The sequence below is a fragment of the uncultured Thalassolituus sp. genome, from assembly GCF_950066645.1.
Lineage (GTDB): Bacteria > Pseudomonadota > Gammaproteobacteria > Pseudomonadales > Oceanobacteraceae > Thalassolituus.
Genome location: NZ_CATMFB010000002.1, coordinates 342,392 through 361,113 on the forward strand (window position 1 = coordinate 342,392; position 18,722 = coordinate 361,113).

At 55.9% G+C, this 18,722-nt stretch carries 13 protein-coding genes; 5 read left to right on the forward strand and 8 right to left on the reverse strand.

Annotated elements, in window-relative coordinates; all coding sequences use genetic code 11:
- Positions 1 to 113: 113 nt before the first annotated feature.
- On the forward strand, positions 114 to 1,082 hold the full coding sequence (locus Q1L85_RS03350) for a tRNA-dihydrouridine synthase (RefSeq protein WP_300426200.1): 969 nt from the start codon (positions 114 to 116) through the stop codon (positions 1,080 to 1,082).
- 8 nt (positions 1,083 to 1,090) lie between these two features.
- Here Q1L85_RS03350 and Q1L85_RS03355 read toward each other — a convergent pair whose 3' ends face one another.
- The 7 genes from Q1L85_RS03355 to rpe form a co-directional block, all read right to left on the reverse strand.
- Entirely contained in the window at positions 1,091 to 5,941 is a 4,851-nt protein-coding gene (locus Q1L85_RS03355) for a putative Ig domain-containing protein (protein ID WP_300426198.1), read from the reverse strand.
- A 144-nt stretch (positions 5,942 to 6,085) separates the two neighbouring features.
- A complete protein-coding gene (cmoB, locus tag Q1L85_RS03360) occupies positions 6,086 to 7,090 on the reverse strand; it encodes a tRNA 5-methoxyuridine(34)/uridine 5-oxyacetic acid(34) synthase CmoB (protein ID WP_300426196.1) in 1,005 nt (334 codons plus the stop codon).
- Positions 7,090 to 7,815 carry a carboxy-S-adenosyl-L-methionine synthase CmoA gene (gene cmoA / locus Q1L85_RS03365; RefSeq protein ID WP_300426195.1) on the reverse strand — a complete coding sequence of 242 codons (726 nt, stop codon included), beginning with the start codon at positions 7,813 to 7,815 and terminating at the stop codon, positions 7,090 to 7,092. The genes cmoB and cmoA overlap by 1 nt, the downstream gene beginning before the upstream one ends.
- 66 nt (positions 7,816 to 7,881) lie before the next feature.
- Positions 7,882 to 9,672, reverse strand: a complete 1,791-nt coding sequence (locus tag Q1L85_RS03370) for a diguanylate cyclase (RefSeq protein WP_300426194.1) — start codon at positions 9,670 to 9,672, stop codon at positions 7,882 to 7,884.
- 8 nt (positions 9,673 to 9,680) lie between these two features.
- Positions 9,681 to 11,210 carry a DNA recombination protein RmuC gene (gene rmuC / locus Q1L85_RS03375; RefSeq protein ID WP_300426193.1) on the reverse strand — a complete coding sequence of 510 codons (1,530 nt, stop codon included), beginning with the start codon at positions 11,208 to 11,210 and terminating at the stop codon, positions 9,681 to 9,683.
- Positions 11,210 to 11,908, reverse strand: a complete 699-nt coding sequence (locus Q1L85_RS03380) for a phosphoglycolate phosphatase (protein WP_300432258.1) — start codon at positions 11,906 to 11,908, stop codon at positions 11,210 to 11,212. The genes rmuC and Q1L85_RS03380 overlap by 1 nt, the downstream gene beginning before the upstream one ends.
- 1 nt (position 11,909) lies before the next feature.
- A complete protein-coding gene (rpe, locus tag Q1L85_RS03385; RefSeq protein ID WP_300432260.1) occupies positions 11,910 to 12,584 on the reverse strand; it encodes a ribulose-phosphate 3-epimerase in 675 nt (224 codons plus the stop codon).
- Positions 12,585 to 12,705: 121 nt separating this feature from the next.
- Between rpe and Q1L85_RS03390 the strand changes: the two genes are divergently transcribed.
- The 3 genes from Q1L85_RS03390 to Q1L85_RS03400 all read left to right on the forward strand — a co-directional run bounded on the left by Q1L85_RS03390 (position 12,706) and on the right by Q1L85_RS03400 (position 15,310).
- On the forward strand, positions 12,706 to 13,884 hold the full coding sequence (locus tag Q1L85_RS03390) for a DUF3530 family protein (protein ID WP_300432262.1): 1,179 nt from the start codon (positions 12,706 to 12,708) through the stop codon (positions 13,882 to 13,884).
- 89 nt (positions 13,885 to 13,973) lie between these two features.
- On the forward strand, positions 13,974 to 14,582 hold the full coding sequence (locus Q1L85_RS03395) for a hypothetical protein (RefSeq protein ID WP_300425941.1): 609 nt from the start codon (positions 13,974 to 13,976) through the stop codon (positions 14,580 to 14,582).
- The gene (locus Q1L85_RS03400; protein ID WP_300425944.1) at positions 14,576 to 15,310 is read left to right on the forward strand and encodes an MBL fold metallo-hydrolase; all 735 of its coding nucleotides are present in this window, start codon (positions 14,576 to 14,578) and stop codon (positions 15,308 to 15,310) included. Before Q1L85_RS03395 ends, Q1L85_RS03400 begins: the two co-directional genes overlap by 7 nt.
- A gap of 3 nt (positions 15,311 to 15,313) precedes the next feature.
- On the opposite strand, the gene Q1L85_RS03405 is transcribed toward Q1L85_RS03400, so the two are convergent.
- A complete protein-coding gene (locus Q1L85_RS03405) occupies positions 15,314 to 17,689 on the reverse strand; it encodes a xylulose 5-phosphate 3-epimerase (protein ID WP_373914443.1) in 2,376 nt (791 codons plus the stop codon).
- A 185-nt stretch (positions 17,690 to 17,874) separates the two neighbouring features.
- On the opposite strand from Q1L85_RS03405, the gene Q1L85_RS03410 reads away from it, so the two are divergent.
- Positions 17,875 to 18,696 carry a PhzF family phenazine biosynthesis protein gene (locus tag Q1L85_RS03410; protein WP_300425947.1) on the forward strand — a complete coding sequence of 274 codons (822 nt, stop codon included), beginning with the start codon at positions 17,875 to 17,877 and terminating at the stop codon, positions 18,694 to 18,696.
- Positions 18,697 to 18,722: the final 26 nt, after the last annotated feature.

The following is an 18,722-nucleotide window of genomic DNA, read 5'->3' on the forward strand; positions in this document are numbered from 1 at the left end:
CCCAAGATTACTGAAAAGGTCTCTCCCACGCAACTGACTGTCCTGCCGTCAGCTGGTTATCTGACAAGTGTCAATTTATACTGCGCGCCTTTTCCCTTCTTCGCGGATATCTGATGTTCACCGGTACCCTGCCCTTCACTGACGCGGAGCGGCCCTACATTGCACTGGCGCCAATGGAAGGTCTGATGGATGGTGTCTTCCGTGAACTGCTGACCGCCGTCGGTGGAATTGATCACTGTGTGACCGAATTTATCCGCGTCACACAGCAGGTATTTCCTGAAAAAGTGTTTTACCGTCTGTGTCCTGAGCTGCATAACGGCGGCAGAACACTCTCTGGCACCCCCGTGCATATTCAGCTACTTGGGAGTGACCCAGAGCTGCTCGCGGGGAATGCAGCCAAGGCTGCCCGGCTTGGAGCGCTGGCCATTGATCTCAATTTTGGCTGTCCGGCAAAAACCGTTAACCGGAGCCAGGGAGGCGCAGTCCTGCTTCAGTACCCTGACCTGCTGAACCGCATTGCAACGCGTGTCCGTCAGGCCGTCCCCCCGCATATTCCCGTCAGTGCCAAAATGCGTCTCGGCTTTAAAGATAAAAGCCTTGCTCTCGATAATGCCGCCGCACTGGAAGCCGGTGGAATCCAGTGGCTGACAGTCCATGCCCGGACCAAAACCGAAGGCTACAAACCGCCGGCCTACTGGAGCTGGATAGCGGAAATAAAAAAGAAGGTGAACATTCCGGTACTGGCAAATGGAGAAATCTGGACGCCCACTCAAGCGCAACAGTGCCAGCAGGAGAGTACTTCAGATTTACTGATGATAGGTCGTGGATTAGTAGCGACACCGGATCTGGCACGCATCATCAAAGAACCGGGATATCAGCCGATGCGCTGGCAGGAGCATCTGCAGCTCATGGTCAGAATGGCCGATCAGCTTCCGCACCTGACGGACAAACAACTGACCGACCGCCTGAAACAGTGGCTGCATTATTTTTCAATGCATTCACCAGAAATCAAAGCCGTGTTTGACGAAGTTAAAAAGCTGCGTGAAAGAGCGCCGTTTTTTGCGGCACTCCCCCAGCACTGAGCAGCCCCTTATTGCAACTGAGAGTTATCCAGGGGTTCGGGCTCTGACTCTTCAGGCGTCTCGTCCTCGACAACCTCGGGGACATACTCTGCCGGCCATTCCATTCCCGACAGGAAGTCGATCGGGAGTACATAGGCCTGAGGGCGGTAACCTGACGTTACAGCAATGTACTGATCCCCGCTTCGACGTATTTTCCCGACATACTGCTGGCCAATCGTCAAAGGCCCAGCCAATGTCGCTGCCTCAGCGTCATAGGCCATCACGCCCAGAGTATGCATGGTTACCAGCGCAGGACTGACCGGCGTTGCCGCTTCAACCCTGATCTCGCTCGTCGCTATCAACCCCTGACTACGGAGGAAGCTGATGTCCTGAGACTGCCACTCACCGCCCGTGCCTTTACGATATTGCGTCGCGGACCAGAACGATGAAACATCGGCCAACGAATACATGATGAAATGATCCGCCCCGACAGGTTGAATGAAATACCCGATCTGACCCAACTCGTTGTCAGGATCGGTGTTGAGATAACACTCACCGTTGAACCAACAACCCTCTTCCAGGGTCAGTCCCGTGCCTGGAGTATATTGCAGCAATTCTGTCACCAGACCGGACTCTGTCTCGGAATCTACGAGCAGATAGAAAACCCCGTCGGTTGCCACAGACACCCTGCGCAGATCTTCCGGCGCGAAGTCCGGCAGAGAGTCTTTAATGTCTGCAAGAGGTGTCATTGTCCATTCGGAATCCTGAAGGAAGAAATTCACCAGTATCCCGTCCGTGGTCACCAGGTAGTAATTCTGATAGTCATCTTCTGGAAGATAATAAAGTTCAAAACCCTCATTTGTCAGAATCAGATTTTCCAGAACCTCGTCTTCCGGAAGACTGTAAGGTACCGACTCAAAATCCACGCCGTTATCCGATTGGAAATTCACCAGCTCATCCTGAGGTAGGTACCAGGTACCATCGCTGCCACGGACGATAAAGTCAGGAAGACTCTCCATGGCAACGCCATCGAGAGTCATTTCTGATACCTGCCAGTCAATACCATCAGCCGTTTCATGAACAAAAGCACCCCCATAGACCGGGCGCCCGGAGGAAGTATCTACCTTCTCTTCGTAAGCGCGGATATCTGCCTCCAGCGGATTGATGTACCAGTCCTGGATTAACAGACCTTCATTCAACGGCTGATAGCTCTCGGCCAGGTTATTCCAGATCAGGGAGTTGCCTGTGACCGTCAGCAGACGTTCGTCAGCAAAGCAGTTGGTGGCCACTTTAATAAGCGCATCTGAATCGGTTGAGGTATAGAGCAGATTCCAGTCGATGCCGTTGTAGCTTTGCGCCACTACTGATCTGCTGCCGCCATAACCTGCTGCGAGCCAGCGGCCATTGCTGTACTCAAGCGACATCATCTCAACCCGGTTAAAGTCGGTACCACCCTCACTGACTTCAAACGACTCGATACGCTGCCACTCCAGACCGTCGTATGAATAGTTAATGCCGGGTTCTGCGACTGTCATCCCATCGTTGTAATAATAATTACCTACTCCGATACGCAGACCAGTTTCCGGGTGACTAATCACCTTGCTGATATCAGCAACCCCATTATTAATCTGTGTTGCTTCCCAGCTCAGGCCTTCGTCGTCGCTGACGAGTAGAATTTCATTAAAATAGCCTTCTGCCTGCTGATATCCCCGCACCATGAGCACACCACCAGCATCCATCAGGTTGCGCACACTCAGTCGGGAAACCCCCTCAATGACCTGGCGATTCCAGCTTTCGCCCTGATCATCACTGTAAAACAGCCCTTCATCTGTCACAGACACATAGAGCCGGAGGTCTCCACCGGCTGTCTGGTAAGTCAGTACATGATTAATTCTCGCCGTGAGATTTTCTTCCGACACATCAGGCAAGGAGGTAAACGGCACTAATTCACCCTCAACCATAAAGCCGGCGTTGATGAGAGAGTCTGCGTACGATCCCCGCTGCTGTGGAATATAGCCCCCCCACACAGTGACACCGTGCTGGGTTTCTATATCCAGCAATGAAATATTGTTTACTGCCGTGCCAGGCTCCGCGGCCCAGGAAGCAGTCTCTTTGTCGTATACATAATACAGCCCCGCCCCATACGAGGACGAAGACTGGTAATACATAACGCAGCTGTCACCGGTATCCTGAATTGCCGGCGAGTTGATAGAGGGGCCGTTACTGAGCAGAGGCCCCAGCGCAAAGGCCTGGCGCTCAACTTTAACGGTCTGCCGGATGACAGTTTCTGAGCCTGCGCTGTCGAGCGCGATGATCGTTATTTCAAATTCGTCATCGTCCATCGCGACGGCTGACACATCGATCTGATAAGTGTCTGCAGATAAGGACACCAGATTCGCGATTGAATTGTCAGACACCTGAACCTGAACTGATACTTCATCGCCATCGATATCGCTGGCACTGACGGTAAAGACAGCCCGCCCACCCAGACGGACAGTGTCTGGCAAATCTGCAGACAGCTCCGGAGGATTATTCAGTATCTCACTGACCGTCAGAGTGAAAGTCACCGTGCTTCCATCGGCGTCAAACGTCAGCAGAAACTCACCGGATTCCTGAGCTGCACCGGAGATCACGCCGCTGTCGGCGTCAAGGTGTAGTCCTTGTGGCAATGAGCCGGATACCAGCGTCCAGGAGGCTGCATTTATGCCAGTTAACTGCGACAGATTGAGCCCTGTATCAGTCATAGGCGCCAACGTTTCCGGATTCACCGCGATGGTGAAACTGGTGCTGTGACTGCCCTGTAGATTGGCTGCGGTTAATGTCAGAGGGAAGGTTCCGACGCGATCCAATGTGCCACTGAACTCACCGGAAGACGCATCAAACGTCACGCCGGGCGGTAACACACCGTCATACGACCAGGTCGCCACCAGCCCCTCAACCTCGGGAACAAGAGTAATATTCCGCCCTATCAGAAGTCGTATGTCTTCAACATTACTGAGCACCGGTGCTGCAGCAACGACCGTCACCTGAAAAGTGTCTGAAAACAGATTCCTGCCGGAGGCATCACTGACAGAAAAACGCGCACCAGCAATCCCCTCGCGCACACCCGTAATCGTAAATCCATCCGCGAGACTGCCTGTCGCGGAAATACGCGATTCGTCGCTTGCCGATACAGGCAGCAGCGACACATTATAAGGAGCAAAACCTCCTGATACGTCAGGGCCAGAAATCCCGACCGACTGAGCTGTCGCTATGACAATATCACTCAGAGAAACAACCATCTCCAGAGGGCTACCAGGAATCAGCCGGAGAACGATCGAATAAACAATGTCATCTTCACCAACCCAGATATCGATCACAATATCGGTGGCATCAAATTCAGGAATTTCTCCACGCACGAAAACCTTGCCGTCCGCAGTGATTGTCAGCATGTCTGCAAACCATTGCGGACCTTCCGTCAGGTGCAACAGATAACTGGCGTCGGTTGCTGACAGCATCAACCCATCCAGCTCTGCCAACCGGAAGTCTGCCGAGGTCCCGGGAATTAAGACAAGGTCTCCCCCCATTTCCAACGGCTGGTTCACTTCGTTGAGCAATTCACCTGAGACAGAGAGATCTGACAATTCTTCAATGACTGGCGTATCGGAAAAATCAAACCTGAGAACGCGCTCCTCTCCCGCCGCGAAAAAGTAACGCCCCCCATCACGAGCAACCCGCGCAGTTGAGGAACGCGCTGCGTTGAGATACTGATACAGCACTACGTCAATCTGTGCCTGGGTATTATCAGGAATATATCCATCAAACACAGCAAGCCCACCCGCACGATAATCTACGGCCACACGCCTCTGGGAGTAGCGGCTGTTCAGCGGTGTTACGATATATTCAATGCGATAAATGACGTCCTCTGCTTCAGGCAGAACCGACTCGATACGGACCTCAGCAGGACGTGGAGAAACGTCGACATTCCACCAGGTAAAATGACTGACTTCTCCACGTTGTGCCAGACCTGTCGGCGAATGCTCGCTGGCAACCACTGTACCTTCGCCATCCTCATGCCAGATACCGGTGTCTTCATCCAGATACCAGAATGGAATGACATCCCCCAGACGCACCGGTGTGCCGTCCGGGTGTGACGTGACATACACAGGAACTTCGATGGTTGCCGTCTGCCCCTCAGCCAGTTGCAGTTCATTGCCGGACTCGTCGGTAAAGTGGTATTCGACCGTACCGTAAGTAATCAATGGTCGTTCGCTACCGTCTTCGAGCACCGCATTAAAGCTACCCGGAAAAGCGCCAGCTGCAGTCTCGCCAGACGCAACATCGACAGGCGTGACAGACACCAGCACATTGCCTGAATAGATATCTCCGGCAGCGGTGACGAAGGCATTCGCACCGGCCACCATGGCGGCACCGTCTTTCCCTGTAATGTCAGCACCCTCTGCTGCAACAAATGACACGGAAGCCTCCCGGGCGATCAGAACCACCCGCTGAGTCTGCGCTGTCTGAAAATCAGCAGCCCACACCTGAGGTGCGTACCCCGCAAGGGCAAAACGGAGGTTTTTTTCTCCGGTCGGAATGTCCACCAGCGTCAGACGACCACTGTCATCCGTGACCCCCAGCTCTCCGGAGTCATCCAGCACACTGACGCCCGACAGCAGTTTTCCTGACGGATCCGTAACCTCAAGAACCAGATCAGCGGTACTGAGCGCAGCCGCTTTTTCGGCCTCGGCCAAAGGTTCCGGAGAAGGTAATACAGGGGTGGGAAGACCCGGAATATCCGGGTCTGGAGAAACGCTGTCTGAATCTGAGCCCGAGCCGGAGCAGCCGGCAAGCGCCAGCAGCACGCAGCCCAGAAATAATTTTCTGGTCTGAGTAAACATCCCTGTATCCTGATCTGATGAGTATTGGCCGGATTACTTTACCGGCACCACCCGTCGCTTCGCTGCGACAGAATTAAACGGGTGTATAATAACTGAACAGATAGTGGCCGCAATTGTCCCTATGCGACACTTAACCTGCTCAGATCAGGCCTCAGAAAGAATGACTGCCCTCAATGGTGCCGGATACCCCTCGGCAGTTTTTGTTGGGTCATCCGGATCAAGAAAGTCTGGGAGCGAATTGAAACGCATCCAGTCGGTGGTCCGTTGCTCTTCAATACTGGTCTGATTAAGGTCGACCAGACGCGGATTTTTCAGGCCCGCGCGCCGACACCATAACAGCAGCGTATCAACCGATGGTAGAAACCAGACGTTACGCATCATGGCATAGCGGTCTTCTGGCATCAGTACTTCGCCGAGCCTGCCTTCAATCACTAAGGTTTCAAGTACCAGCTGACCACCAGGACGCAGGGTATCCCGCAGCTCCTGCAGGTGATCAATCGGCGACTTGCGGTGGTAAAGAACCCCCATCGAAAACGTCGTATCAAATGCACGCAGGCGTGCGGGTACGTCTTCCATCCTTAAAGGCAACAGGTCGATCGATTGTTTCCCGAGTGCCCGTTCGGCATAACGCTTCAACGCCTGAAACTGCATCAGAAACAACCGGGAAGGGTCGACTCCGATCACCCGTTCGGCACCATCGCCCAACATGCGCCACATGTGATAGCCAGAGCCACACCCGACGTCCAGTACCGTACGCCCCTTGAGAGGAGCAAGATGAGGGCCGACTCTGTCCCACTTCCAGTCCGAGCGCCACTCGGTATCGATATGTGTGTCGAAGAACTGAAACGGCCCTTTACGCCAGGGCATCAGACCACGCAGCCCGGCTTCGACCGCAGCACTTTCTTGTGCTGACAACCCGCGTTTACTCAGGCGAAGGTCATGTGCAGTGAGATCACATGCCTCCGGAGTAATCGCTGGCAACGCATCCAGTGCGTCCAGCCAGCGGGCCTGATCGCCATGCTCTTTGTCATGAAGAAACAGCTGCAGCTGATCCTGTAGAATCTGTCCCCACGGGGCAAATTTACCCTCCTGCAAAAACGCATGAACATCATCAAACCAGGGCAGCAGAGAATCGTCGGAATCAGTCATTATTTTATGGCGAGGTAAGAAACAAAATTAAAGCACTGATACCAACGGATCACTTTTGAGAAACCCGCCGCCAGCAGGCGCTCGCGGTGCACGTCTTCGGTTTCCGGGATCAGTACATTTTCAATGGCACTGCGCTTCTGGGCGATCTCCAGATCGGAATAACCATTCGCCCGCTTGAAGTCGTGGTGCAGGGTATCCTGAATCTGTTGCTCGTCAGCATCAAACGCAATTTTTTCAGAGAGAATCAGTGCGCCACCGTCACAGGTCGCAGCAGCAATGCGCGACAACAATGTCAGACGCTGCTCGGGGGCAATAAACTGCAGAACAAAGTTCAGTGCGGTAACAGAAGCATTCTCAAGTGGGTAGTTGCAGATATCGGCACACACCAGATCAACCTCAGGACCCTCATCGTCCAATGCCAGATAATGCCCGGCGCGCTCCAGCATCGACTGCGAATTATCAATACCTATAATCCGGCAGTCGTCGGTCGTCAACGCGTGGCGCATAGCGAGGGTCACGGCACCGAGTGAACACCCCAGGTCGTATAGATGCGTGCCTGCCTGAGCGTAACGGGCTGCAATAATACCCGACATGGCCACCGTCTCAGCGTACCCCGGAACTGACCGACGGATCATGTCCGGAAATACGCGTGCGACTGCGGTATCAAAGCGGAAATCCGGGACCTTATCGAGGTGAGTCTGATAGATATCGTCGCGGTCGGTCATGTCAGTTCGCTGCGCAGAAGATGAAAAGGCGCAAGTTTACCGGAGCTCAGCGACAACGGCCAATCGTCAGAGCAGCCGGACGCAATTACGACCTTCTTCTTTGGCGGCGTAGAGCCCGGTATCCACCCGCTCCAATGCCGTCACGTAGGATTCACCCTCACGGTGATAGGTCACCCCCAGACTGCAGGTGACTGCAATCCGCTCGTCCTGCCAGTGGAACGCCTGGTCGGCTATTTTACGCCGGATACGTTCCGCCAGACGTTCGAGCGAGCCTTCGGTCGCGCCGACAACGACCACAACAAATTCCTCTCCGCCGTAGCGGTACAGGGTATCGGTATAACGCAGGCTGTCGTCTACCCGGCGTGCGAAATCCGCCAGAATCTGATCGCCGGCAAGATGACCGAAACGATCATTGATCGCTTTGAAGTGATCAATGTCGAGCATGATCAGACCGACGTGTCCGTCCCCGCGGGACCCGTAGCTTTCCAGCTCATTCAGACGGGCCTCCAGGCTGGCCCGGGTGCCGGCTGAGGTCAGGTGATCAATGCGTACTTCACGCTTCAATTGCCGCATCTGCTGCTCGATCGACTCAGCATTGACCAGCAGAACGCCCATCACCGAACCGGATGGTTCAGCCACAGGGCCAACGCTGCACAGTACCGTAAAGCGCTGGCCGTTTTTTCTCTGCAATGTCAGACGGAACATACGATGCCGGTAGTGTCTCAGTTGCCGGTCCGAGGTCATTCTGGCTAACACCCGTTCAAACCGCTCACGCCATTCGTCCGGAACAAAACGACTGATGTTCACGGCTCTGAACTCGTCAGGCCCGACCCCGAACATAGCGGCAGCCCGTCGGTTACTTTCCCGTACGGAGCCATCTGCGGCGAGGTATATCATTCCGCCACGAACGATATCCATCATGCTACTCAGTTTCCGGTAGGTCGCTTCCCGCTCCCGTTCTTCGTCCGCGATACGCCGGTACCAGAGTGATTCCTGAGCGCTGTTCCAGATCAGAGCCCCGAGCACAACCACTGAAAACGCGGCGATGTACAACCCCATTGCCAACCCGGGAGACAGCGCGCCAGAGACCATGAGGTTATAGACCACCACACCCAACGCCAGCGGGCCCATAAGTACCGGAAACAACAAGCGCTCGAACTGACGTCTTCCAACAGACGCGCCAGCATCAGCGGCACGATGCTGAGGGTACAGACGCAGCGTCAATGCCGCCGTCGACAACAGAAACAGAAGTGCCGTATGAAGTGCGACGGTGGAAAAGAAATCCGACGACTGAACATCGGCCGGGTCCAGCAGGTAGACCCCGAGTACTGTGAGAGGAATACTGGCACTGAGCAGCAGCATAAAAGCCCGGAAACCACCGGGGAGCGGTAGTGACGCAGTCATCATCGTCAGTGCAAGGACAATAAATGTAACAGCCGTCGCCGGTGACGGTCGCCCCGGCAGCTCAGTGCTGTATGGATCAGCAATCAACCACTCATCGACACCGAGTGAATACCCGGTCAGGTATTGTGAAAGCGTGGCCAGCATCAGGATCGCAAGCAACAGACCTGCGATCTGCAACCGCGACACCGCACGACGGGTATGAGGACATACCAGCCCGATAGAAATCATCAGGAAACCGATGGCCGTGTTCGCTTTCATGGTGGGAAAGCCATCAATCACGCTCATCAGAGCACGCTGACCAGTAATCCAGCCAAGCAACACCAGTCCGGAGATCAGTGCAATGATCCAGCTTAGAATCTTCTGAAGGGTTGCCGGTGGCTCATCTGAAGCCTCCACCAGCGCTGAGTATTGCGAGAATCCGTCCATGCCTGTGGCTACCCCGCCAATGAGCAATCAGTCTTTCAGTTGTCATCCATCAACGGCAACTGAGCCTCATTAACAGTAGCAGATTCCAGCTCATGTTCCGCCTCAGCGTCTTCGACCAGGGTACGTGACAGCTCTTTTTTAACCCGGACCCCGAGTTTGCGGAAATCATCGGCCTGCTTGACCAGGTTGCCGCGACCGCTGCGCAGCGAATTCCAGGCTTCGTCGTAGCTTTTCTGAACGGTCGAAAGCTGGCTGCCGACTTTTTCGAACCGATCAACGACGATGACCAGCTTGTCGTAGATCTTCCCGGCCTGCTCCGCCAGTTTCTCTGTGCTGCGGTTGCGCCGCTCAATGGCCCAGATATTGGCGACAGTCCGCAGAGTAGCCAGAAGCGTGGTGGGCGTGACCACCACAATCCGGCGCTCAAACGCTTCGTTAAAGAGGCTTTCATCCTGCTGAAACGCCAGCATAAAGGCAGGCTCTACCGGCATAAAAAGAAACACAAAGTCCGGAGAGTTGATGCCTTCGAGCTGGTGATACGCCTTGTCGCTGAGTGAGCGGATGTGCTGACGGACGGCCTCTGTGTGTGCTCTCCCCAGCGCCGACCGACGGTCGCTGTCTTCGCAGTTTACGTAATCGGTGTAGGCATTCAGCGACACCTTAGAATCGACAACGATGTGTTTATCGTCCGGAAGGTTAATCACCACGTCCGGGCGGAAGCGGCGTCCTTCATCATTCTGCAGCTGCTGCTCACGGATAAACTCGATCCCTTCCCGCAGACCCGACTTTTCTAATACAGTTTCAAGAACCAGCTCACCCCAGTTCCCCTGCGTTTTCTTCTCGCCACGCAGTGCTGTGGTTAAGGCGTGCGCCTCGGCGCTCATCTGCTGATTCAGTTGCTGCAGTTCGGTAATCTGGGCCTTGAGTGTCGCCCGGTCGCGAACGTCCGACACATAGACTTCTTCGACTTTTTTCTTCAGTCCGTCCAGTTGCTCTCTGAAGGGCGTCAACAGGCCGTTGATCCCCTGCTGGCTCTGTTCACTGAACTGACGGGTTTTCTGCTCAAAAATCTTCTGCGACAGATTCTCGAATTCTTTCAGCAACTGCTCCCGGGCTTCCTGTAACAGCGTCAGCTTTTCGGCAGACGTACGCTGCTCCTGTTGACGGGCTTCCTGCTCGGTTGCCAGAGCGGCGGTCAGTTCCTGCTCCCGACTCCGCAGCCGGGTTAACTGATTCTGTAACTCCTGCTGCTGCTCAATCTGCTGCTGCAGGTGTTCCTGATTCTGACTGAGGCGTTCCCCGGTGCGGGCAATATCGACACTGAGGGCTTCGCGCTGCCTGCTGGAGTCTTCCAGTGCATCCTGCAGTGACTGGCAACGCGCGTGTAGAGCCTGAAGCTCGGTGTCCTGGCGCTGTTTTTCTTCCTGTATCTGACGCAGATGGTATTCCGCCTCGCGACTGCGACGATCACGCAGCAGCCAGCCAAGGCCCGCCGAGGCGACAACGGCAAGAAGAATCAACCCAATGGATATCAGGTCCGGGCGGTTGAGAAGTGTCTCAGGCATCAGATTTCCAGCAACTCCTGTAGCTGATCACACACCAGATCGGCGCCTGCCGAGTGAATGCTGTGGCCATGATTGTAACCATACGAGACTGCAATGGCCGCCGCTCCTGCGGCATGCGCAGCGCGGATATCATTCACAGAATCACCGATCATCAGTGCCCGCTCTGGCACAGTGCGCTGCCACTCACAGGCAAACTGCACCGGCACGGGTGACGGTTTCTTTTCTTTCAGGTCATCGCCGCAGATCACTTTTACGAAATGATCCTGCCATCCCAGTGAGCGCAGCAACGGTAAGGTAAACAGACGGGGTTTATTGGTAATAAGGATGGCCGGAATAGTCAGCGCCTGGAGAAAGGCCTCTACGCCCGGAAATGCACCCGTCGCTTCGGTCAACACACGGAGGTAAGCGCGATCAAAATGTATCCGCGCGGCACCGACCTCAGCGTCCGGTAACTCCTCCGCGGCTTGCTCACACCCGTCAGCCAGTGCCCGTCGAACCAGTTTATCGGCACCATTACCAATCCAGTGGGATACCTTTTCTATGCCCGCTGGCGCCCGCCCCAGCTCAGTGAGCATAAAGTCGCAGGCGGAGGCCAGATCCGGAACGCTGTCAATCAGCGTTCCATCAAGATCCAGCAGGAGCAGCGCCGGATCTTCTCCTCCGGTCAGGGCACGCACGTCTTCACGGAACAGAGGCATATCAGCCCTGAACCTTGGCAATTTCAGCACGCATTGCCGTGATCACTTCGGCATAATCCGGCTGATTAAAAATCGCCGAGCCGGCAACAAACATATCGGCCCCGGCAGCGCAGATTTCGCCAATATTATCGACTTTCACACCACCATCGATTTCCAGCCGGATGTCGAATCCGGAAGCATCAATTTTCTCCCGGGCCTGACGCAGTTTATCCAGTGTCGCCGGGATAAAAGACTGTCCGCCAAAGCCGGGGTTCACCGACATCAGCAGCACCACATCCAGCTTGTCCATCACATAGTCCATGTAGTGCAACGGCGTCGCCGGATTAAACACCAGGCCCGCTTTACACCCCGCCGACTTAATCAGTTGCAGGCTGCGGTCGATATGGTCAGAGGCCTCCGGGTGGAAGGTAATATACGTCGCCCCCGCCTCCGCAAAATCGCCGATCATGCGGTCAACCGGGCTGACCATCAGATGCACATCAATCGGCGCAGTAACCCCGTGATTGCGCAATGCCTTACACACCATCGGTCCGATCGTCAGATTCGGTACGTAATGGTTGTCCATCACATCAAAGTGCACAACGTCGGCTCCGGCCGCCAGAACGTTATCAACTTCTTCTCCCAGACGGGCGAAATCAGCGGACAGAATGGATGGAGCAATCAGAAAATCCTTCATAAATAACGAAACCGGAGCTGTGAGTGAGGCGCTATTGTAAAGCCTCTGCGGACCCTGTGTCATGGCGTATGCGGAACACTTCTTGCTGGTTTTCCTGCAGAACCGCACGAGTAACGTTTTTATGACGAGGCACAAAGACATATTCGCCCTGCTTCTCGCACTTCTGCTCAGCCTGTCGGCCCCGGCAGTGCTGGCCGAAGAGGATGAAGCAGAGAACGACGGACAGCCAGACGCTGAGGCGGCGATGCCAGCGCGCAGTTACGCTGTGCCGTATCCCCACGCCCGACGACATCAGGCGGTTCTGGAGTATCTGCAACTGAATCAGCGACAACAGGAAGCCGTCACTCTGATTGCGGACGAGCAGACCTTTTACGGGCTGTTTCTGCGGGAGCGTTCCGGTCAGCCCCAGGGCGGCGCCCTGTTGCTACACGATCTCGAACAGCATGGTCACTGGCCGGAACTGATAGCGCCGCTGCGGGAGGCCCTGCCTGATCACGGCTGGACGACGCTGGCCATCGAACTCCCCACGCCGACACCCGCGCCTCTCCCACCCAGACCCGAGCCCACAACCGATACGCCCGATGACGCGGGTGGGGATACCGGGGAATCCAGTGAAGATGAGCCAGTCACAACTGCCGCAACCGAGCCCGAGGACCCCCAAACGGACCCCGAAGATAATGACGGAATTAACGCTGCAACAGAGCCTCAGGACGACGAAGACGACACCCCGGGTGGAGATCCCGCCGACATGTCCGCTGAGCCTCCTCTGCCACCGCTGGGAGAACTGCCCCAACCCGATGCCCCCTCTCCTCCACCGCCCGCCGACGAACCCGCGCCGGATCTGCGGCAGAAGTTTGCCGCAGAGGTGCGATCACGGATCGCCTCAGGCCTTGAGTATCTGGGACAACGTGGCCAGCTCAATCTGGTTCTGATTGCCAGTGGCGACAGCGCCGTCTGGGCTGCAGGGCTGATTGAGGCGCGACAACGGGACAACGACAATGCCCGGGGGATAGCGCTGGGGTTGATTGACGCTCGCGAGCACCCAGCCAGTCAGCTCACGCTGACACAGGTACTCGAGACCCTCGACGTACCGGTACTCGATCTGGTGACGGCCGATAACCGCACACCAGAGTGGTCGGTCAGAGAACGCAGAGGTGCAATGGCGAGAAGGCACAGGGGCGGTTATCAGCAGATACGCTTAGAAGGCAGCGGTCACGCCAACCCTCTGGTCGTGCGCCGTATCCGCGGTTGGCTGAAGACCAATGCGGCAGGGACAGAGCTTAAAGATATCCCTGACTGATCTGAGTCAGAAAACCGCAAAAAAAGTCAGGCAATTCTTCCGGGCTTTTCTACACTTTTGATTCAGGAAACACCAATGAGGGATCCAGCGTGTCCGCTCCCGTATTTATCACCGCCGCCAGTATTTCTGCCGAACTCCATCAGGCCATGATGGAAGCCCGCGGACTTGCGCTGACCGCCAAGAATGCCCGTGCGCTCGCAGTCCGGGCAGGCAGCCGCACGGTCGGCTTCCGTGCAATTACCGATTTTATCGAAGAACTGGCCAGCGCCATTATTCAGCAGTCTCAGGCAATCAATAACGATGCTGAGCATCTGTCCAATCAGGCGGTATCGGCATGGCGCTCTGATATGGCGAACGAACGCTTTCACTGGGTCAGAGCCCAGAACTCGACACACGCAGACTCCATTTCAGGGCGGATACTTGCCTGCGAACAACGCAGCGGGTCGCTCAATCAGGAACTGCAACACGGGCTACGACGCCTGATTGATCAACTGGAAGAAAGCCGTAAACACATCCGCACAGCGAACCTGATCGCCACGTCCAGTCATGTGGAAGCCTCCAGTGCCGGCGACTTCCGGGGTCAGCTCGAAGTGATCGCCGACAACATCCGTGAGACTGCCGAACGCATCGGTGGCCACCTGAACCGGGCAAATGCCCTCCTCAGTCAGAACCACAGGGAAAGGAAAGCCGCATGTTAGCCACAGTCCTCTATGAACAGGATGATCACCGCTGGATTATGTTCGGCCGTGACGCGAACAAACCCGACGGTATTATTGATACTAACCAGTATCTGATTCAGAGCGGCAATCAGGCGATACTGCTTGATCCGGGCGGCATTGAACTGTTCGCACCTATGCTCTCTGCGGTACTGAAATACGTCCCCGCCGAACAGATAACCCATCTGTTTGCGTCCCATCAGGACCCCGACATCATTTCATCACTGGGGCTCTGGGATCAGGCGTTACCTAAGGCCGAACTCTACTCGCCCTGGTTATGGGAAAGTTTTATCCGTCATTTTGGCATGGAGAGTATCCGCTTCCGGGCCATTCCTGATGAAGGTATGACCATTCAGGTGGGACATACACAGCTGCAGTTTATTCCGGCCCATTACCTTCACTCCTCGGGCAACTTTCATGTCTGGGACGCTAAGGCGGGAATTTTAATGAGTGGCGATGTCGGTGCGGCCATGGAGCCCACCGATGCGCCGCTCTGGGTCGACAACATGGAACGTCACGCACCCAAAATGAAGAAGTTCCACCAGCGCTGGATGCCGTCAAACGACGCTAAGCTCGACTGGATCCGCCGGGTGCGCCAGCTCAATGTAAAAGTCATGGCACCCCAGCATGGGCGCCTTTTCAAGCAGCCTCAGGTCGGAGAATTTCTCGACTGGTTTGAGACTCTGCCCGTCGGCATCGCGATCAAGTAAGCCTTACCTCACCGGCGCACGGATCACGACATACGGGTCGCCGTGGCCGGAGATTGCATCCAGTTCTTCCTGCGACAGCCAGTCACTGGCTGACTGTCCACTCAACCGCGCCAGTTCCTTCAGGGCATGGGCCCAGGTACAACCATTGGCGAACAGCATTCCCTCACTGTCCAGAGTGCCACCCTGGTTGCGATATCCGAGAGCACTGCAGTGCGCGGGGCCAGAATCCAGACGCCGGGCGTGGGCAAGAAGGACTTCCGGGCGGGTATGTGTCAGCAGCACACGGGTTTTGACCTGAGGTGGAAACAACAGACTGATCACTTCATCCGACGCCATGGCGTGTGCCTCAGTCTGATCACGGGGAACCCGGAAGCGCCCGGGTTCCAGCAGACAGATCACGCTGTGCGAAACGCCAAGACTGCGCAGGCGATCACTGGCCAGTAAGGCCTGCTGCAGCTGAAATGCTCCACAGGCGACCAGTTGCAGGGCCGCACCACAATGCCCGCGCACGCAGATGGCACCATCATTCACCAGTTTCAGTGCCTGAGAAGATGTCAGCCGCACCGGCATGACGGATTTGGGCACCACCAGATTCCAGATAACACCGAGGTCACCGTAGCAGGCCTGCAGACAGGCAATCGCACTGTTGGCATCCACCGGGAATACCACACGGGACACGTCGCTCATTTCGCCCAGCAATGCTTCACCCAGCACCGGATCCTGGTGAGACTGCTCGTTTTTTCCGTTTTCCCAGACGTGCGACGTACTGATGACTGGCAGGCCCGCCCACCCTGCCGGCTCTCCCGCCTCTTTCTGGTGTCGGGCAAAAATCATCGCCTGACGCAGGGCCCCCAGCATTTTGACCGCAAAGGCCTCATAACTGACGACCAGGTTCAGTCCGCGCTGATTCGCCAGACAGGCACTGACTACGGCCTCCTCATTCAACGCAGTAATCACACCACCATACAGAGATTCAGGCGTACCCGGTTCAGGCTCAGTCACGCGGTGCTGCAGGAGATCGAGAGTCTGATTCATCCGGTTCGAGGACAGCTCATCCGGGTTACCAATGCGCACCCGCAGATGTGGATTAACCTCCACCAGATCGGTGAAATATCCATCCAGAGCGGCCATTGGCGATAGCGGATGATCACACCAGTGTGGCTCGTGACGTTGCACCGTAACTTCCGCAGGGCGCCGGGGGGCCTTGGGTTGAATCAGCTCCGCTGCGGCAGCCTTCCAGGTGGCTTCAGGCTGGTACAGCGCCGCCGCGCCCTTATGAAAAAACGTCTGCGCTTCTGTGCTGTGGTGCAGGTCCGCACCGAGTGGTAACCCGTGCGCGGCATTGGTGCCCGCCCCGGGAAAGCCAAACCCTTTTATCGTGCTGGCGATACAGTACGGCATCGCCACCGGGTAGCCATTGCCGCTCGTCTCTGCCTGTTCACCCAGCGCTTCCAGTTCCCGTTCCATCCGGAAAATCGCACAGACAAAAGCCGCCGGATCTTTACCGTCGATAATGAAAGGGGCGAACCCCTGATGGCGCAGATGTTGGCTTAACCAGGTCACCCCGCCCTGTTGTTCCGTCGTAGTCCGCTGATCAATGCGCCGGCCATTCGCAATCATCACAGGAGACACCAGCCCACTGTCGCGGGCACGCCACCAGCGGGCTGCCCAATCACTGCCGCGCTGTTCTTCAAACGCACCATCGCTCAGGAATGCGACCAGCCGTTCCCCAGGCAACGGCTGATGCACGTACTGAAGTCCACCAAATCCCAGATAGCCGCCTTCCATCCGGGCCCCCGCCGTATGGACATTCACGTGACTGCCGAGCGGCGACAGCGGCCGGCCGTCGGGTCCGATCTGATAACGATAAAAATCAGAGACAAACTGACTGAGACCATCGTCATTCAGGGGGTACGCCCTCCGGCGTGCAGGCAGCGCGGTTCCGGTCAGCAACTGCAGTGCATCAATGGCTGCGACACAGTGCCCCTGACCCATTAACCAGTCCCGGTGCGTGCCCGTCAACGTATTCAGTGCCAGCAGAGCAGCGTACGCAGGCACCATATTGAGTGATCCGCCGGTATGCCCCTGAGGATCCACTTTAAAATCGCTACTGTTCAGTGGCGTCCCGTCAAGGCGGATCTGACGGGCATAGGTCATATGAACCACCAACCACATGGCACTGTTGGTAACGACATCCAGAGCACGAAGTACGCGATAGCAGTCTGCGGCATCGGCAATTGCCCCTTCGCGTACAAGAATATCGGCCAGAGCAGCCACCTGCTCCACGGTCTCCGGACTGTGAGTGATGACACCGCACCCTGCTGCCCAGCGCTGAGCCTCTTCGCCAGATATCCCGGGTATCGCCGCCGGATGTTCCATACTGCTCAACTGAGTTGTCATAGTGAAGCCACTCGTCAAAGAAAAAACCCAGTCTAAGAGAGGCTCAGGGGGTGAGTAATTGCGCTGCATCAAGAGAAGAGATATTTACAGTTTGCATTGCCCCCTGTGGCTATAACACGTTAAATAGCGTCTGCCCCGCACATAACCGGACAGAACACCCCGATATGGATCTACCGATTTTTCAGATAGACGCATTTACAAGCACCGAAGGCTCCTTGTTCAGCGGCAACGCCGCGGCGGTTGTTCCCCTGCACCAGTGGCTGAGCGATGCTGAAATGCTGGCCATTGCGGCAGAAAACAATCTGTCTGAAACCAGTTTTTTTGTCCGCCAGACTGATGGCACCTATGCAATCCGCTGGTTTACCCCCACTGCCGAGGTAGACCTCTGTGGGCACGCCACCCTCGCTGCTGCTCATGTCATTCATCAGGTACTTGGCGATGAACGTGAAGAACTGCCGCTGACCTGTGGTGTAGGTAACATCTCCGTCACTGTGATTGATGGGGAGTCGCCGGAATATGAGCTGAACTTTCCCAATCGGGCCCCCGAACCGTTAAAAGGTAAACGCCTGCTTAATCAGGTTGCGAAAGCACTGGGGGTACCCGTGGTGGCTCTGCATCAGTCCCGCGATCTGATTGCAGAACTCGCAGATGCAGAGACTTTGAAAAGCTGCCAGCCTGATTTTTCGCTGATCAAAGCACTGGATATCTTCGGTCTGGCCATAACCGCGCCGGGGGGTAGCGAAGGTCTGGACTTCGTCTGCCGTTTCTTCGCACCACAGCAGGGAATCGACGAAGATCCAGTGACAGGCTCTGCTTATTGTTCACTGGCTCCGCTCTGGGCTGAGCGCCTGGAAAAACATCAGTTGTCGGCGCGTCAGTGCTCCCAACGGGGTGGCGATGTCAGCCTGACGGTCGGGGAAGACACGGTGGGTATCCGCGGGACAACCTTTCACTTTATGCAGGGTGTTATCCGCCTGCCGGATTGATCCTGAAGCAATCAGAGCTAAAGTGT